This window comes from Psychrobacillus sp. OK032, from assembly GCF_900111345.1.
Classification (GTDB): domain Bacteria; phylum Bacillota; class Bacilli; order Bacillales_A; family Planococcaceae; genus Psychrobacillus.
Window position 1 is genome coordinate 386,333 of sequence record NZ_FOGY01000001.1, and the last position, 16,279, is coordinate 402,611.

20 protein-coding genes are annotated in these 16,279 nt (G+C 35.8%); 4 read left to right on the forward strand and 16 right to left on the reverse strand.

The genetic code is table 11. The features are described from left to right. Window positions 1-137 precede the first annotated feature (137 nt). Genes BMZ04_RS01875 through BMZ04_RS01885 form a run of 3 tightly spaced genes read left to right on the forward strand, consistent with a single transcriptional unit; the run spans window position 138 to window position 1,866 of the window. Window positions 138-860 (forward strand): alpha/beta hydrolase, encoded by a 723-nt coding sequence (locus tag BMZ04_RS01875; protein WP_093264360.1) that lies wholly within the window; start codon window positions 138-140, stop codon window positions 858-860. A 58-nt stretch (window positions 861-918) separates the two neighbouring features. Continuing rightward, a complete protein-coding gene (locus tag BMZ04_RS01880) occupies window positions 919-1,434 on the forward strand; it encodes a YjcG family protein (protein WP_093264364.1) in 516 nt (171 codons plus the stop codon). Between the two features lie 3 nt (window positions 1,435-1,437). After that, the gene (locus tag BMZ04_RS01885) at window positions 1,438-1,866 is read left to right on the forward strand and encodes a GNAT family N-acetyltransferase (protein WP_093264368.1); all 429 of its coding nucleotides are present in this window, start codon (window positions 1,438-1,440) and stop codon (window positions 1,864-1,866) included. 898 nt (window positions 1,867-2,764) lie between these two features. Here BMZ04_RS01885 and BMZ04_RS01890 read toward each other — a convergent pair. The 11 genes from BMZ04_RS01890 to BMZ04_RS01940 all read right to left on the reverse strand — a co-directional run bounded on the left by BMZ04_RS01890 (window position 2,765) and on the right by BMZ04_RS01940 (window position 10,613). Beyond that, window positions 2,765-4,123, reverse strand: a complete 1,359-nt coding sequence (locus BMZ04_RS01890) for an arsenic transporter (protein WP_093264373.1) — start codon at window positions 4,121-4,123, stop codon at window positions 2,765-2,767. A 180-nt stretch (window positions 4,124-4,303) separates the two neighbouring features. After that, complete coding sequence (locus BMZ04_RS01895; protein ID WP_093264377.1) at window positions 4,304-4,981, reverse strand: hypothetical protein; 678 nt, start codon at window positions 4,979-4,981, stop codon at window positions 4,304-4,306. Between the two features lie 62 nt (window positions 4,982-5,043). Next, window positions 5,044-6,660: a ring-infected erythrocyte surface antigen domain-containing protein gene (locus BMZ04_RS01900; RefSeq protein ID WP_093264381.1), complete on the reverse strand. Its 1,617-nt coding sequence runs from the start codon at window positions 6,658-6,660 to the stop codon at window positions 5,044-5,046. 69 nt (window positions 6,661-6,729) lie between these two features. Then, window positions 6,730-7,251: a hypothetical protein gene (locus tag BMZ04_RS01905; protein ID WP_177184281.1), complete on the reverse strand. Its 522-nt coding sequence runs from the start codon at window positions 7,249-7,251 to the stop codon at window positions 6,730-6,732. Between the two features lie 189 nt (window positions 7,252-7,440). Further along, window positions 7,441-7,752 carry a hypothetical protein gene (locus BMZ04_RS01910; RefSeq protein WP_093264384.1) on the reverse strand — a complete coding sequence of 104 codons (312 nt, stop codon included), beginning with the start codon at window positions 7,750-7,752 and terminating at the stop codon, window positions 7,441-7,443. 155 nt (window positions 7,753-7,907) lie between these two features. Then, window positions 7,908-8,153 (reverse strand): stage VI sporulation protein F, encoded by a 246-nt coding sequence (locus BMZ04_RS01915; protein WP_093264390.1) that lies wholly within the window; start codon window positions 8,151-8,153, stop codon window positions 7,908-7,910. A 36-nt stretch (window positions 8,154-8,189) separates the two neighbouring features. Continuing rightward, on the reverse strand, window positions 8,190-8,330 hold the full coding sequence (locus BMZ04_RS01920; protein ID WP_093264393.1) for a YjcZ family sporulation protein: 141 nt from the start codon (window positions 8,328-8,330) through the stop codon (window positions 8,190-8,192). A 67-nt stretch (window positions 8,331-8,397) separates the two neighbouring features. Then, window positions 8,398-8,763 (reverse strand): stage V sporulation protein AE, encoded by a 366-nt coding sequence (gene spoVAE / locus BMZ04_RS01925; RefSeq protein ID WP_093264398.1) that lies wholly within the window; start codon window positions 8,761-8,763, stop codon window positions 8,398-8,400. 1 nt (window position 8,764) lies between these two features. Further along, window positions 8,765-9,772: a beta-ketoacyl-[acyl-carrier-protein] synthase family protein gene (locus BMZ04_RS01930; RefSeq protein WP_093264405.1), complete on the reverse strand. Its 1,008-nt coding sequence runs from the start codon at window positions 9,770-9,772 to the stop codon at window positions 8,765-8,767. Then, a complete protein-coding gene (spoVAC, locus tag BMZ04_RS01935) occupies window positions 9,766-10,221 on the reverse strand; it encodes a stage V sporulation protein AC (RefSeq protein WP_093264411.1) in 456 nt (151 codons plus the stop codon). The genes BMZ04_RS01930 and spoVAC overlap by 7 nt, the downstream gene beginning before the upstream one ends. Continuing rightward, window positions 10,221-10,613: a YhcN/YlaJ family sporulation lipoprotein gene (locus tag BMZ04_RS01940; protein ID WP_093264421.1), complete on the reverse strand. Its 393-nt coding sequence runs from the start codon at window positions 10,611-10,613 to the stop codon at window positions 10,221-10,223. The genes spoVAC and BMZ04_RS01940 overlap by 1 nt, the downstream gene beginning before the upstream one ends. A gap of 132 nt (window positions 10,614-10,745) precedes the next feature. On the opposite strand from BMZ04_RS01940, the gene BMZ04_RS01945 reads away from it, so the two are divergent. Beyond that, window positions 10,746-11,267: a CotY/CotZ family spore coat protein gene (locus tag BMZ04_RS01945; protein ID WP_093264425.1), complete on the forward strand. Its 522-nt coding sequence runs from the start codon at window positions 10,746-10,748 to the stop codon at window positions 11,265-11,267. A 469-nt stretch (window positions 11,268-11,736) separates the two neighbouring features. Here BMZ04_RS01945 and BMZ04_RS01950 read toward each other — a convergent pair whose 3' ends face one another. The 5 genes from BMZ04_RS01950 to BMZ04_RS01970 all read right to left on the reverse strand — a co-directional run bounded on the left by BMZ04_RS01950 (window position 11,737) and on the right by BMZ04_RS01970 (window position 16,277). Beyond that, on the reverse strand, window positions 11,737-12,156 hold the full coding sequence (locus BMZ04_RS01950; RefSeq protein WP_093264429.1) for a hypothetical protein: 420 nt from the start codon (window positions 12,154-12,156) through the stop codon (window positions 11,737-11,739). Window positions 12,157-12,212: 56 nt separating this feature from the next. After that, on the reverse strand, window positions 12,213-13,565 hold the full coding sequence (gene mgtE, locus BMZ04_RS01955) for a magnesium transporter (RefSeq protein ID WP_093265450.1): 1,353 nt from the start codon (window positions 13,563-13,565) through the stop codon (window positions 12,213-12,215). Window positions 13,566-13,882: 317 nt separating this feature from the next. Then, complete coding sequence (locus tag BMZ04_RS01960; protein WP_093264434.1) at window positions 13,883-14,797, reverse strand: RluA family pseudouridine synthase; 915 nt, start codon at window positions 14,795-14,797, stop codon at window positions 13,883-13,885. Further along, window positions 14,794-15,600: an NAD kinase gene (locus tag BMZ04_RS01965; protein WP_093264439.1), complete on the reverse strand. Its 807-nt coding sequence runs from the start codon at window positions 15,598-15,600 to the stop codon at window positions 14,794-14,796. Before BMZ04_RS01965 ends, BMZ04_RS01960 begins: the two co-directional genes overlap by 4 nt. Next, window positions 15,597-16,277: a GTP diphosphokinase gene (locus BMZ04_RS01970; RefSeq protein ID WP_093264443.1), complete on the reverse strand. Its 681-nt coding sequence runs from the start codon at window positions 16,275-16,277 to the stop codon at window positions 15,597-15,599. Before BMZ04_RS01970 ends, BMZ04_RS01965 begins: the two co-directional genes overlap by 4 nt. Window positions 16,278-16,279 lie beyond the last annotated feature (2 nt).

The following is a 16,279-nucleotide window of genomic DNA, read 5'->3' on the forward strand; positions in this document are numbered from 1 at the left end:
TTTTTTCGAACTTTTTATCATCTACTATGCAAGCAAATTGTCTTACTAAACGTTTCATGTGATGGATGTTTATTATACCTCTGTTCATGTATATGTTACAATTTCTATACAACATGATTACTTGTAGGAGGATATATATGAACAGAGGAGTTGTACAAGACGTAACGCTTTTTAGCGATGCATTGCAAGAAGATATGCAATTACTTATTTACTTACCACCCAATTATTCCCCACTATTTAAATATTCTATACTTATCGCAAACGATGGGAAAGATTATTTTCAGTTAGGGCGTATTACGCGAGTAGCAGATGAATTATATGAGAACAAAGAAATAGAAAACCTAATTATTATTGGTGTTCCTTACAAGAATGTAAAAGACCGAAGAGAAAAGTATCATCCTGATGGTGAAAAGCACCAGGCATATATTCGATTTTTAGCACAGGAACTTATTCCGTACATAGACGCAAACTATCCTACTTATCAAATTGGAATGGGACGTGCATTAATTGGTGATTCTCTTGCTGCAACTGTATCTTTGCTAACAGCGCTTCAATACCCGAATACATTCGGAAAAGTTATTTTACACTCTCCGCTCGTAAATGAGTATGTATTATCTCAAGTCGAAAATCATAAAGAAGTACATGCCTTTTCTCTTTATCACGTCTTCGGTAAAGATGAGATCGCTGTTAAAACAGGAGACGGCTTATTAACCGATTTCGTCACCCAAAATAGAAAGTTGCATAATTTAATAATAAAAAAAGGATTTTCCACGTTTTATGACGAATTAGATGGAGACCATACTTGGAAACTCTGGCAGCCAGATATGAAAAGATCACTTCAAAACAATTTCGGCTTATAAATAATTTTTTGTTATACTGATTATGTGAAATATTAAAACTTCGAGGAGGTAATGAAAAATGAAATACGGTATTGTTGCTTTCCCATCCAAAAAAGTACAGGACTTCGCAAACTCTTATAGAAAGCGTTATGACCCTCATTATGCACTAATCACACCGCATATGACGGTTAAAGGAGTATTCGAAGCAAACGAGAACGAAATCAAGGAAATTGCAGAAAATATAACCCTCATTGCAAAAGAACATAAACCGTTTACGTTAAAAACGTCTAAAGTAAGTTCATTTGCTCCTGTTACAAATGCTATTTACTTTAAGGTAGAACCAACAGAGGAATTAATGTCGTTACACAAAGATTTAAATGCAATTGGATTTAATGCCGAAGAAAACTATGCATTTGTTCCACATATTACAATTGCACAAAAATTGAATGCTAGTGAGCACGATGATATTTATCCACAATTAAAAATGATTGGGGCAGAATTTGAAGAACAAATCGATCGCATTCATTTATTATATCAACTAGAAGATGGTTCTTGGACCGTTTACGAAACATTTAGATTGTCTGGAGCTGAATAAGTATTGGTTATCGCTAAGAAAGTAGAAACAGAAAAAGAATACGAAGATGCAATAGTCGTTCGACGTAAAGTCTTTGTAGAAGAACAAGATGTACCACTCCATCTGGAATTAGACGAATATGATGCAGATGCAGTTCATTTTGTAGCGTATGATGGAGAATTTCCTGTTGGTGCAGGTCGTATTCGTTTGACTGAACCATCTATCGGTAAAGTAGAACGTGTTTGCATTTTACCTGAGTACAGAGGTAAAAGTTTTGGCAATTTAATGATGCAATGTATGGAAGATTATGCTTTTTCAAATGGTTTTCAAAAGCTGAAGTTAAATGCACAAAGCTATGCTATTCCATTTTATGAAAAAAGACAATATACGATTACTTCTCCTGAATTTTTAGAAGCAGGAATTCCGCATCGTGCGATGGATAAAAGTTTATAGTTTGACTGATAAAAGTGGAATGCAATAAACATGCATTCCACTTCTTGTTTAGATGAAAAAGTATTTTTAAGAACGGTTATCTAAATTAATAAATCTTCCTAAAGTAGTTGCTTTACACTATTAAAAGTAAAGATAGTGGATATCTATAAGGAAGTGTTTATAAGGCAAGGACCACCACGAAGACTCCTGTGGGAACAGCTTGAGCAGAAGACCCCGCAGGAACGGACAAAGGAACAAAGGCTAAGAACGCCACATCGTGTGGCAACGCCTTCGTGACCAACATCGTGTTGGCCTGAGGAGGCTGAAGCCAAGCCCACGGAAAGCGAAGTGGTTGACCTTGCCGAATTTGATATACAACTCTATGCACCCAAAATTGGGTTTGGTCTACAGTCTGAGTGGAATGCAATAATGATGCATCATTCCACTTTTTATTTTGCTGAAAAAGTACAAGTAGTTTTGTATCATTTCTTTCGAGCTTAACATATACATACTAGGACTGACACAAAACACAAGATGTTGAAACTAGGGAATTTATGTTTTATATAAGCAAATTAAACAGCTCTAAATTTAAAAGGATCCATAATTAATTGCATCTTGAAATCCTCTTATCTTTTTTGAATTCATAAGCGGAAAAAGACGTTTTTGATGATGGATTCTTTTATACATTTAAACAACTAATAGATGAGCAGGAACGTTTCTTGTTGGAAATATTCCTACGCCCTATTTAATATAGATGGATTTCAGGAAAATAACCCCAAGTGAATACTGTTGTATATAACTAGGAGCGGAAATGGTGAATCGATCAAACTTTGTGAATAATTGATCCATCACCTGTGCGAATCATAGCGGTCAACTTGATCGATTCTCTATAGTGAATACATTTCCTAAAAACTGTAGCTTAATTGGCAAAAACCAACTGTACCCAGAAAAATAACAGTGTCAATGTTACGATTGTGGAAATTGGGATAACAATGATTGATACACTTAAATAATCTTTCCAAGTGACTTTTATCTTATTGTTCCTTAAGATAGACATCCAAATTAGCGAAGCGAGCGTTCCAATTGGTAACAATAATGACCCCATATCACTTCCAATAATGTTTGCAAGATAAATTGTTTTTAATGTGATTGGATTTAATCCCATTTCCGTTAATGTAATCGTTCCAACCATTAAAGCCGGATGGTTATTAAACAAGTTGGAAAGTACGGATACTAAGCCGCCCATTATAAAACTTGCTTGGAACAGACCTTGATTGACGATAGGTTCAAACCATTGTACTAATAAGTTGGTTAAGCCGACATTATGCAAACCGTATATAATCACGTACATAGAGAAAGCAAATATTAGAATATGCCAAGGTGTCTTCTTCAATATATCCAATGGGTTCGTACCTAATTGATACCATCTCCACATTAGCAGGACAAAGGATCCAAATACTGCTACAAATTCAATAGGGACGTTGATATATGATGCTACGAAAAGTAGAACACGCATAGTAAAAACAAATAGCAATATCTTCAGCATAAATTTTGTTCGTTTCTGTTTCGTTTCTATTGAGGTCTTCATTTTTAAAGGGTGGAAATTTTTCGTAAAAAAATGTTCCTCAATATCTATTGCGGCATCTGGCAATGTTTTTGGTAGTTTTTTCTTTACAACGATGTACATCAAGTATGACATAAACAACAATCCTAATGTAGCGGGAACAAACATCATTGCAGTGTGCATCCAAAGAGACATTTCCACAATATTTAAAGCTATCAAGTTAACAATATTACTTACGCCAATAGGAGCACTTGAAGCTGTTGCAATAAGTGCACCGCTTAATAAATACGGAAGTTGTTGATGCGGCTTTAGACGGAGATTATGAAGTAGTAGGATTAAAATGGGAGTTGTTATTAAAATACTTCCGTCATTATTAAATAATAATGTCATCAAAAAACAAAGCAATTGAATATACCAATATAGGCGGTAACCAGAACCTTTCGCTAAATTCGCAAGTCTTGCAGCTGCCCAGTTGAAAAAACCGAAACTTTCTAATATCACAGCCATTACAATCGTTGCCATAATTGTTATGGAAGCACCACCGATTTTATTGATGATATCCATAATATCTGCTTGAGATACAATTCCAGCAAGTAAAATAATCACTGCGCCAATTGATGCTGGCCATGCCTCATTCAGCCCTCTAGGCCTCCAAAAAATGACTAACATAGTCGCGAGGAACACCAAACTGGCGATTCCTATCTGTAAACTCATACATGTACCATTTCCTCTCCTTTTTTATTTGTCCATTCTATGTATGTATATTCTGCTGAAGTTGTTCGAATTGAGATGTATGTCCATAAGGCATTGGAATTTCTTGAAAGAACATAAATAGCAACTGCAAGAAGTATGCCTTATTTCACACTTCTTGCAGTTGCTATTTTTACGTTTTGGTTACACTAAATGAAGGGTTTTTATATGATCTATATTTAGGTATTGAGTATTTGCTCTTGCTTTTTGCATTTCCAATACTTGTTCATTTAAATTATTTATTTTTCCATTATGACTTTTTACACCGCCAATATTTAATACGACGATTCTATGGATAAACTTTTCAATTTGCTTTTTAAAGGTTTTCGCCAGTAATTCACTATTAGATCGTATTATTCTATTTTTTTCATTTAGTCCATAAAGACTTTCATTTTGAACATATGGAATTAGCCATTTTAGATGAGCTATTGGAATATACATCGTTTTATAGATTGGGGAATAAAATACGAAATAATCGTCCTGAACACTTGTTATTTGACCATGCAGAGGTTGATTGTCTGTCACATAGATTTCTAAATACTTTCCAATTGCAATTTCAAGTGTTTCTTTAAACGATAACTCTTGTTGATTTCCTAAAGCTTTTATACTTGGGTCTTCCGTAGGACCCTGGATTTCCTCTTCATTGTTTTGATCCACTTCGAAGTTATGAATATGCTCGAAAGGGATGTACATATAATTTGTGCCATTAAAAAGTACAAGCATATCGCTACCTAAATCAATCACCGTTCCATTAATCAATTTTTTCCCTGAAACTTCTATTTTAACAAGTTCCTTGATAAGACTTTGAATAGTTTTATTCAAGTGCACCTCTCCTTGCAATTTTTATCACTAATTTAATAATGGAAAAAGGCCTTTTTCATTTTTTAATAGTCCCGCAATTGACGATACATCTTCGCTGCATGCCTCATTAAAGAATTGAATTGTTTCTCTAACATCGCTTTTTCACCTTTTTTTCGTTCTTGCATGCGGGTTTTATTAAATTCCTCATCATTGTTTGTTTCATTCTCTAAAGGGGAAAGATGAAAGGATTTATTTGTTGCAAGTTGGTGTTCGAAATTGGTAGAATTTTGTTCTGCATGTCGCATCAGTGCATAGTATTGCTTCTGTAGTATCGCTTTTCTCTCCCGGGGGTCTAGTACTGTTACAGTTGTTTGTGGGCTAACTAGTACAGTAGGTTCTTGCGTTTCCATTAAAACATTTATTTCTTCTATTACAGGGGCTTCGTTTGTTGCAGGAGAATTTTGCTCTTCCTCTAACAATGGCTGAGTTTTCTTTAATGGTGGTTTTATATTATTTGAACTTTCTTTAGTTTTTTTGGGAGGAATAGCAATTGTATTTTGGTCGTAATTCATTTTACTCCAGGGTGTTAGAAGTATTCTTTTTTCGTTTTTTCTTATTGGGGGTTCTGTTTGGATGTTTTGCTCTACTTTTATTTCATTAGTAATCGAATCTACTACTTCGTCCACATGTGCACGTACTTCTATTGTTTCTTCTAGTGTAGCGTGAATCGGTTTAATCTTTTGAGCTGTTGTTTCCTGTATAGTTTCCTCACTATTTGTTTCGATAAGTTGTTCGAACTCGTTATTCGCACTCAGTAAATTCTCTTGATCCATTTGGAGCGAATATTTCTCTACTTCTTCCTTTGAGTCATCCATTTCGTTTATTTCTTTGATTAAACTAGAAATAACTTCTTGTATCGTTATTTCTTTACTAACTTCTGTAGAGTTCTCTATAATTTTAGATTGGCCAATTGAATTAAGAAGTTCTAAAAGGTGTTTAATTACATTCAAATTAGCGTCTTCATTTGATTTTTCTGATTCATTAATATTTGTTTTATCTTTAAGAACTGACACAATTTGTTCCTCGGGCAAATACTTTTCTACTTCTTCCTTTGAATCATCTAGTTCGTTTATTTCTTCGATCAAACTAGAAACAACGTCTTGTGTCGTGTTTTCTTTTCTGATTTCTGTCGTTTTCTCCGTATTTTTATTTATATTCATATTTGTCGTTGCTTTTTCTACATTTAACTCTTTATTACTTCCTGTTATGTTTTTCTCCTTCTCGAATGTTCCCTTATGAATATTCGATATATGTGATTTAGCTATATAGTGTAGCTCCTGATGATTAATTACAATTATAAAGTCTTCAAAAATATTGCTTAGTACTCCGAATAATTCCTGATCACTCATACTATTAATAGTTACCCAATTGTATTTAAAATCCTTCAAGACTCCTATTAAATCATAGCTATTTAGATGTCTATTGTGTTTCGGTAATATACGAAACTCTTTCGCATTATTCGATATAGCTTGAATATGTTCTAGTGTGAAATAACATACTTTTCCGTCTACATCAACGGCTAGGTGATCACGTTTAACACTTAGTAGAACACCTTCTATAAATTGGCTGTTTTCTAGATATAAACCAATTTTCATATTCATAAGGGAGCTTAATACTGTTTTCATATTTTTCTCTCGCAATTTGAGAGCGCCTCCTTCATAGAATATTCGTCGCTTCTGAATAACAGGAGCGACGAATGCATCAGCTATTTATTCACTATCTTTTTTACTGTTACTACTTTTTTCTTTTGCTTGATTGTTTGCTGATGCATTAGCATTTGCCTTTGCATTTGCATCTTTTGGTACTTCAAGTTTTACTCCGTAGCTAATGTTTCGAATATGGAACAATGAGATCCGAACAATTTCTTCGTTCGACACGATTGTAATATAATCGTCATCGACATAGTCCATTACACCTTCCAGTGTTTCTGGTCCACCACGATTAATTTTTACCCATCGTAGCGCTAGTTTTCCCAAAACACCTTTGAAGTCATCTGCTGTAATGTACTCAAATTTTCTCGGAATCTCAATTCCCAATTGCGCCTGATTCTTTGTATTAATAGTTAAGCTTTTAATATGTTGTGTATTATAATAAATAACTCCATCATCAGCAGTAAGCAACGTAAAGTGATCTTCTTGTACAGAAAGAAGCTTACCTACACGGGACTCTGGTCCACCTCTATCTACTTTTACTTCTTTATCGATAAGTGAAAGTAACATCTTCTTATTCATAAATTTTCAAACCTCCTTTTGTAGTATCCTAATATCTATATGTATCCCGGGATAGTTCGAAGTGGTCAAATGCCTAGTTTTGAATTATAGTTCAAGCCTTCCTACAGATTTTTTCTTTTTTATATTTGAATGAACGAATTGATCGAAAATAAAAAAAAGAAAATGCCTGCATACATATCGGCATTTTCATCAAATGTAACGGTTTATATTATTCCCTTTTCCACTGATTTCTGCAATTATTGGTGATAAATTAATGGGGTTCGGTTGAATGAAGCTTTTATACAATGGTACATCCATTTGTTCTTTTTGTTCCATTACTTGCTTTTCTTTATCGTCTTCTAATATTTGTTCTTCAAAATGTTCTTCAAAATGCTCTTCAAAGCTTGACTTCATCTTGACGCTATCCACATTATTAATATATGCAAAATTATAATTATCCATTAACATCCGATTGGCATAAATCTGAGATTGTATCGGACTGATTGGAATAATATAGCCCATCTTCTCCACCTCCATCTTTATGTATATTGCATACCCCAAAATAATATGCTTCAAACAATTTTGCCCCAGGAATTTGAACCTATATTTTCACCAGCTAGTCGGGTGAAATATGGCTCATATTCCTGAGGCTTTAACTAATCAGCTTTTATAGAGTTCTATAAAAGCTTTTCTATATCCTTTAAACTTAACGAGTTTCCACTTTGCAATATGGACTTCGTTAGTTCATCTTCTAGTTCTTTAGATACCGGTTTATTTGCTAACCTGCCAACTTTTTTTACTATTTTACGCACTTGTTTTTCATCCGTAAAATCAGCATATGAGATGGCATTGGCAAGCGTAAAAAGATCTTCCATAGATACTCCAGTTTTATTTTCAATTGCTTTAAAAAATGAATTTTGCACTTCTTCTTCTCCCCCTCACAGTTTGATTATCTAGAATTAAGGGAGAAAGCTAGCGCCGACAATAATTAATAAGATGAATAAAACAACGATTAATACAAATGTAGAACTTCTATGTCCACCATATCCGCCGTATCCTCCAGAATAGCCGGGATATCCTCCACCACAGCAGTCGTACATATCCTTTCCCTCCTCTCCTCTTCAACTTACTATATGCAAAGAGGGTACAAAGAAAAGGGCGCTTCAACTAGTAGGTCGTATTCCGTTTTTGAAAAATAAATGCACCAATCACACCAAATAATATTGCAGCACTTATACCTGAACTTGTTACTTCGAACATTCCAGTTAATACGCCGATTAGCCCGTGTTTTTCCGCTTCAGCTAGTGCACCATGGGTTAACGAGTTTCCAAACGATGTAATAGGTATGGTAGCACCCGCTCCAGCAAAATCGATTAATGGCTCGTATAACCCAATTCCATCTAAAATCGAACCACTAACAACTAATGTGCTTAATGTATGTGCTGGAGTCAATTTAAATCCATCCATTAATATTTGACCAATTACACAAATTAGACCACCGACTATAAACGAAGTAATTAATGATGTAATCATGTTATCCCCTCTTCTCCATACGGCATTCAATGGCATGAGCAATACAAGGAATAGTTTCGCCTTGTTGAAAAGTTAATGGCGATAACAATGCCCCAGTTGCAACGAGAAGCACCCTGCTAAATACACCATTTTTTAACTGGTCATACATATAGCTAAAAAATACTGCAGCAGAACAACCAGCACCGCTTGCTCCTGAGTTAAAAAAAGAATTTTCTCCATAAAATTGAGCACCAGCATCTTGTAAAATGACACCACTATCTTCATCTTGAAACATCTCTTTTAAAATATTTAACCCTATTTTTCCTAAATCACCAGTCATAATAACGTCATAATCCGCCATGCTACTATTTGTATTTTTTAAATGTCTTTCTATTGTATCTCTTGCTGCTGGTGCCATTGCAGCTCCCATATGTAAAGGATTTTTTTGCCCGCCATCCACTACTCTACCAATCGTCGCATGTGTAATAATTGGCGCATTTTTTGCATGCTTTTGGAGAAGAGCAAAGCCCGCTGCTGTTACTGTCCACTGTGCACTCCCAGGTTTCTGGGCTCCGTATTCAATTGGGTATCTAAACTGTCTTTCCGTTGCCGGATGATGACTAGAGGCTCCAGCTAAAATCGATTTAGCATTTCCGGATTCTAAGAGAAGGCTACCAAGTATTAACGACTCCATCGAGCTTGCACAGGCCGAAAAAACCCCTAAAAACGGTATAGCTAATTTTCTTGCTGCAAAATTTGTCGGAGATAACTGATTGATCAAATCACCACCAATGAATACATCGATGTTCTCCATCTGTTCACGACCTTGTTGAACTGCTATCGTACAAGCCTTCTCGATGAAACGAGAGTTTGCTTGCTCATACGATTCTTCTTTTTCATTCTCAAGTTCTAATATTTCATCAAATGAATCTGCAAAAAAGCTCTCTTTTTCTACCGGGCCCACAACTACCCCTGTGCTTGCTATACTTGGCATTTCCTTAAATTGAATTGTCCCAAACGCATTTACCATGAGACCACTCCCATTTTCACTAAAATTGTTTTAATCAGAGCTACAAAAAAAGCAGAAAGGACTCCAAATACAATGACAGAACCAGCAAGTTTGAACATATTACCTCCAATACCTAGTACATATCCTTCTGATTTATGTTCAATAGATGCGGAAATAACTGCATTCCCAAATCCTGTTACAGGTACTGCAGAACCGGCCCCACCAAACTGGGATATCTTTTTATATAAGCCCGTGCCAGTTAATATCATAGCTATAAACACCATAGTTGCTACCGTTGGATTAGCTGCAGTACGTTCAGTAAATGGAAAAAATCGGATATAAAAAAAGGTGATGAGCTGCCCGACCGTACATATAATCCCGCCGACTAAAAATGCTTTTAACATATTAACAAAAAGTGGTGCCTTTGGCGTTTGTTTATCGACAATTTTATCGAATTGTTTTTGATCCATTAGGTCTCTTCCTTTGAAAGTGATTTTATTTCTTCAATTGTTTCGGATAATTTTTCTGTATTCAATTGATTGTCCATTACTTTTTCTAATTCCCATCTTACTTTCAAATCACCAGTGACTAATATTTCTTTATCGGGAAATTTTTCTTCTAATTGTTTCTTAAGATTTTTTTCTATTTTTTCTTTGTTAAACCGTTTCATTCTTTTGATATCGATAGCGACGAGGATATCCTCGTCATTCAATACACTTCTATAACCATTTATCGTATCTTGCTTGTTTAGTATTTCCTCCAGTTGTGGAGCTTCCTCTGCAGGATAAATAGCCTCTTCTCTTTCATTTGAACAGGCTGTTAAGAGCAGCAACACAAGGGAAATATACAATATTTTTTTCATTAGATACTTGCTCCTTTTCGTGTTAGTATGCTCGCGCGAAAATGAAATATACAAATGCTTGCGAGATATATGCCCTACCCATTAGAAAGAACCTACATAGATTAGAGAGAGATAAAAAGGAGGTGAAACTCAATGGGTTGTGGAAGAAATGAAGACGTAACTGATGTTACAAGACATGATAGAGGTTGTGTTTGTGATGTTGTTCGTGCAATTAAAGACATTCAAGATGCAGCGACGAATGATGAATGCCCGCAATGTCCTACAAACTGTTTTTTAGAACCACTTGGAGGTCTTGTTAGTCCTGCTGCTCGTCATCGCGCGGACACACGAGTTTTCATGTTGTTAACGAAGGATGGCGATCCTTTTAAAGCATTTTTCCGTGACACAGATAACTGCGATAATGATTGCATTTCTGTCTTCTTCCGTGTGGAAGATATTTTTGACGGGTGCTGTGCAACGTTACGCGTTTTAGAACCACTTGATGCACAAAGACGTGAAGTTGATTTATTGAATGAAGAAGGTACAAAAATTGACTTAAGAAAACTTTGTAAGGTACGTAATTTTAGATTGACAGGTAGCTGTATTACAGTAGATTTAAATTGTTTCTGTGCAATTGAATGTGTAGCAGATGTATTTTTAAATGTATGTGACTGATCGTTTCATCATAGTAGTGTCTATTCCGTTCGGGCTAATCCCGGACGGTTTTGTAGGTTAAATTTATACATAAAACAATGACTAAGTGCATTCCACAAGCTAGGAATAATGCGTAAGGAATTTACCGCTAGGATTTCCACTACATGGCGGACTCTTTTTCGCTTCAATCAGTGGAACTTGCTGACTAATTAGCATCCATGTACAATATCCAGTAAATGGTTGAACGAGACAAAATACACTGCGAACGTGACAAACTAAACTTCGAACACGACAAAGCCCATCTCGAAAGCGACAAACACCCCACTGAACACGACAAACCTTCTCCTGTTGCGCACCATTTATTGGATAATCCTCTTCATATAAATAAATCCGATACTAAATCGGCATGGTGCATTACTAATCCATATAACATTGATGTAAAAATCCTAAAACATAAAAAAACTACCCTTTTGAAGGATAGTTTGTTCATTTATTTCATTTCTACTCCACGCCAAATAATTCTATCTACTTGATCGACACGATACGTCATCAGTTCTCCTGCTCCAACCAAAAAAGTAACTAGCTCATCCTCCACTTTTTCCACTTCACCTTGAAGAAAAGACCCATCTTCAAAATGAAACACTAATGGACGATATACTTTTCGCTGGAACGGTTTAGCTAAAAATTTCAACTTTTCTAAAATAGCGAATGTCTTATCCGTCATACTTGTACGTGGCTCATAAATAGAAGTACTTTCCTCTTCCACTTGCTCTTGTTCTTGTTCTTGTTCTTGTTCTTGTTCTTGATCAATCACTTGCTCTTCCATTTGAATATCCGCCTTTTCTCGAGGCGGAAGATGGAAAACCGGTGGACCTTGTATATAGATTAAAGGATCATTATAAGCGTTCACAGACACATCCTTTTTTCTTTACTTTATGCATTTAGCTAAAATAATGTGAAAGTGGCCTACAAAGAAGAGATAAATACAGTCGCAAGCCCAAGATATATTAGTATACTAATGACATCATTAATTGTTGTGATAAAGGGACCGGATGCAACAGCAGGGTCAACTTTCATACGCTGTATCAATAAAGGAATAAATGAACCACAGATTGTCGCAACAAAAATAGAAACAAAAATTGCTGCTCCAACTAATAACCCTATTAATAGATCATGCTTCCAAAAGAAGACAATACCTACTACAAGAATTCCGCATAATAGTCCTGTAGTTAATCCAGTCCCAGCCTCTCTAGCAAGCAGCTTCATTTTACTTTGCTTCTCAATATCCCCTGTCGCAATTCCTCTTATCGCAACAGCCAATGCCTGTGTACCACTATTCCCAGCAGTCCCAGATATTAATGGTATGAAAACTGCGAGCAATGCAACTTTCTCTAAAGTTTCCGTAAACACACTCATCAAACTTGCTGTCATCATTCCTAAAAACAATAAAATAATAAGCCATGGCAACCTTTTTTTGGCGGCTTGAAATGAATTTTTGTCAAATGTATCCATATCGGAAACGCCGGCAAGTTTGGAGTAATCGTCCGATGCCTCTTCATCTAATACGTCGATAATATCATCGACCGTGACAATGCCTAGTAGATGTTGTTCAAAATCAACTACCGGTACCGCTAAGAAATTATAGTCTTTAATCATATGTGCTACTTCTTCCTGATCAGCACTTACTAATACGCTAACGACGCGTTCGTTCATAATATCTTTAATAAGCGTATCTTCATCTGCAATGATTAAATCACGAAGGGAAATAACTCCAGTTAATTGATGATCCTCACTTACTACAAATAAATAATAAATGGTTTCAGCTTTTGGTGCTTCGTTTCTTAGTATCGTCATTGCAGAACGACAAGTCGAAGTTTCCGGAATGGCAACATATTCCGTTGTCATAATTGATCCAGCTGTATATTCCTCATAATGGAGAAGATCTTTAATTTCTTGGGCAGATTCTACATCCATTATACTTAAATAACTAGCGACTTGATCTTTTCCTAATTCATTTAATACATCTACAGCATTATCAGCGTACATATAAGAAAGCATGTCTGCTGCATAAGTTTTATCCATTTCATTTAAGTAATAGTCATATTGTTCTTCTTCAAATTTCGTCGCTTCAAACAGCTCGGCCATTTCTTGAGGAGATAGGTAGTGAAAGATTTTCTTTCGTATTTCTGGCTCCACCTTTTCAAAAAATAGCGATTGATCGTAAGGATGTAGCTGCATAAATTCTTCTCTAAATTCATCCATTAAATCATTACTTAAGAAATCAATTAAGTTTGACTCTTCTAATTCTAGTTGATTCATTTCCTCTTTCACACTTTTCCCTCCTTCCAATGTTCCTCTCTCATTGTATGAGCTTAAAAACCAATAAGCAACCTCTTTTACCTAAAAAAACAGTGAAGGCTCCCCTTGTATTATTCCCCGGGAAATCATTCTAAAACTAAAACAATATACTGCATCAATAGAAATAATGCGCACTAAAGTGGCTCTATTAGGTGACCACTAGGATTTCCGCTGCAGGGCGGACGCTTTCCGCCTGTAGCGGAAATCATAGTGGACACTTAATCAAGATTATTCCTATACTAAAGGGCAAAACCACTAAATTCTCCTGATACACAGGTTTATTTAGTGGTTTTTGTTGGAATAATATCCTCCATATCTTTTGGAAAAGGAGATACGATTTTAAATGTTTCCCCTGAAAATGGATGTTTCAATGAAAGCTCTCTTGCATGTAAGGCTTGTCTACTTATGAATCTTAGACTACCACCATATAAATCGTCTCCTATTAAAGGATGGCCGATTGACATCATATGTACGCGGATTTGATGCGTTCGTCCGGTATGCAACTTTAACCGGACATGGGTAAGTTCTTCTCCATGCAAATGAAACCTATTTAAAACTTGTACAGATGTTTTAGCTGTTTTTCCTTCAGGAGATATAAAACGCTCAATAATACTGCCGTCTTTGCGACCGATAGGAGCATCGATTACAAACACATCTTCTTTTACAAATCCATGAACAATTGCTTCATAGTTCCTTGAAATCGTACCGGCTTTTTGCATTTCGCTTAATAGGTGATGGGCATGTCGATGTTTCGCCACACATATCACACCAGATGTGTCTTTATCTAATCTTGTTACAATATGAACGGTTGCAGAAAGTCCGCTTTCCTCTAAATAGCCCGCAACGAAATTCGCAATAGTTCCATTTGGATGCTCGCGAGAAGGAATGGTACTAAGTCCCGCTTCTTTCGAAAATATTAATATATGCTCATCTTCGAATAGAATTGGGAATTCACCTTTTTCGGCAATTAATCCTTCACTCTTCTTCTCTACTGGAAAAATAATCGTCACTTTGTCGCCAACTGTCAATATATGTCTAACCGTTTTTTCTTCCCCGTTAACAAGTATCTTGCCGCCTTCATATTTAATACTAGTCAATGCTTTTTTTGAAATACCATACTGTTTAATAGCATCTCGAAGTAACAATTGATGTTCTTTTATTTCAAAAGACAACGTTATTTGATGATTGATCATTTTTGTAGGTCACTATCAATGAACGAGTCGTGTACCCGTTGCCAAAATGGAAACGATCTGAACCTTGCAAAACGAATTTTTTCATCGGCTACTCGGTACTTAATCGATTGCACGTCTTTATGCAATAATTGTAAATGATCAATGGTTACCATAAAATCTGGTCCTTTTACTGGCTTCAATAAACAAGAATGATGCTTAGGTAAAACTAGTGATGAGCCGACTGTTCGGAATACTCGATTATTAATAGAAGCAATTTCCGCAAGTTGCATCGCTTCCAAAGAAGGATGTACGATTGCCCCACCTAGTGCTTTATTGTAGGCTGTACTTCCAGATGGTGTAGACATGCATAGTCCGTCTCCTCTAAATCTTTCGAAAGGCTTGCCATTTAACTCCACATCCATCACTAATGTCACATCTGGAGATTTTACAGTTGATTCATTGACAGCAAGATACACTGAACTATCCTCTTCATGCTGATAGTTAATCGTCACTTCTAGAAGAGGATATTCAATGACTTCGAACTCTTTTTGTGCAATGCTAATGACAAGCTTTTCGATTTCCACTGGTTTCCAATCTGCATAAAAACCTAGGTGCCCCGTATGAATACCAACGAAAGCAACAGAACTTGTTAAATGCTTATATTTGTGAAAAGCATGTAATAACGTTCCATCTCCTCCTATCGACAAAACAATATCAGGGTTTTCTTCATCTAATAATAAACCAAAATCAACTAAATACTTTTTAGCCTTTTCCATTAAGTGATTGGATAAATCATCATTTCGTGATTGAATAAAAAATTTCATCGCGCGCGCCCCCTTTCTTCTTTATGGCTTTCATGAATTCTCGGCGTAGATAGCTCTTTATTTTCACTAAAATATTTCTGGGCATCTTGTATTTCACCGCGTATTAAAGACATTTCCTCATCTAAACGAAAAGCTGCTTCCGCTGCATACTGCAACCGTTTTTTAATCTCCTCTGGGAAAATCCCTTTATACTTATAATTCAGCGAATGTTCAATGGACGCCCAAAAGTTCATCGCCAACGTTCGAATTTGGATCTCCGCTAAAATATGAATTTCCCCATGTATTGTTTGAACTGGATAATCAATAATTACATGATAAGACCTATATCCGCTTTGCTTTTTATTAGAGATATAATCCCGTTCTTCTACCACTTTAATATCTTTTCTTGCGCGCAAAAGTTCTACCACATGTTCAATGTCATCGACAAATTGACACATCATACGAAGGCCAGCAATATCGGGAATTTCCTTTGCTAACGTCTCAGAAGGTTCGAATGAAATTCCTTTAATAAGCGACTTGTCATAAATACTCGCAAGCGGCTTTACACGTCCCGTAACAAATTCTATTGGCGAGTTTGTATTTTCAATTTCATATTGTGTGCGCATTCCTTTTAACTTCACTTTTAACTCGGAAACTGCTTGCTTGTAAGGCTCTAAAAAACGTTCCCATTGACCCATAA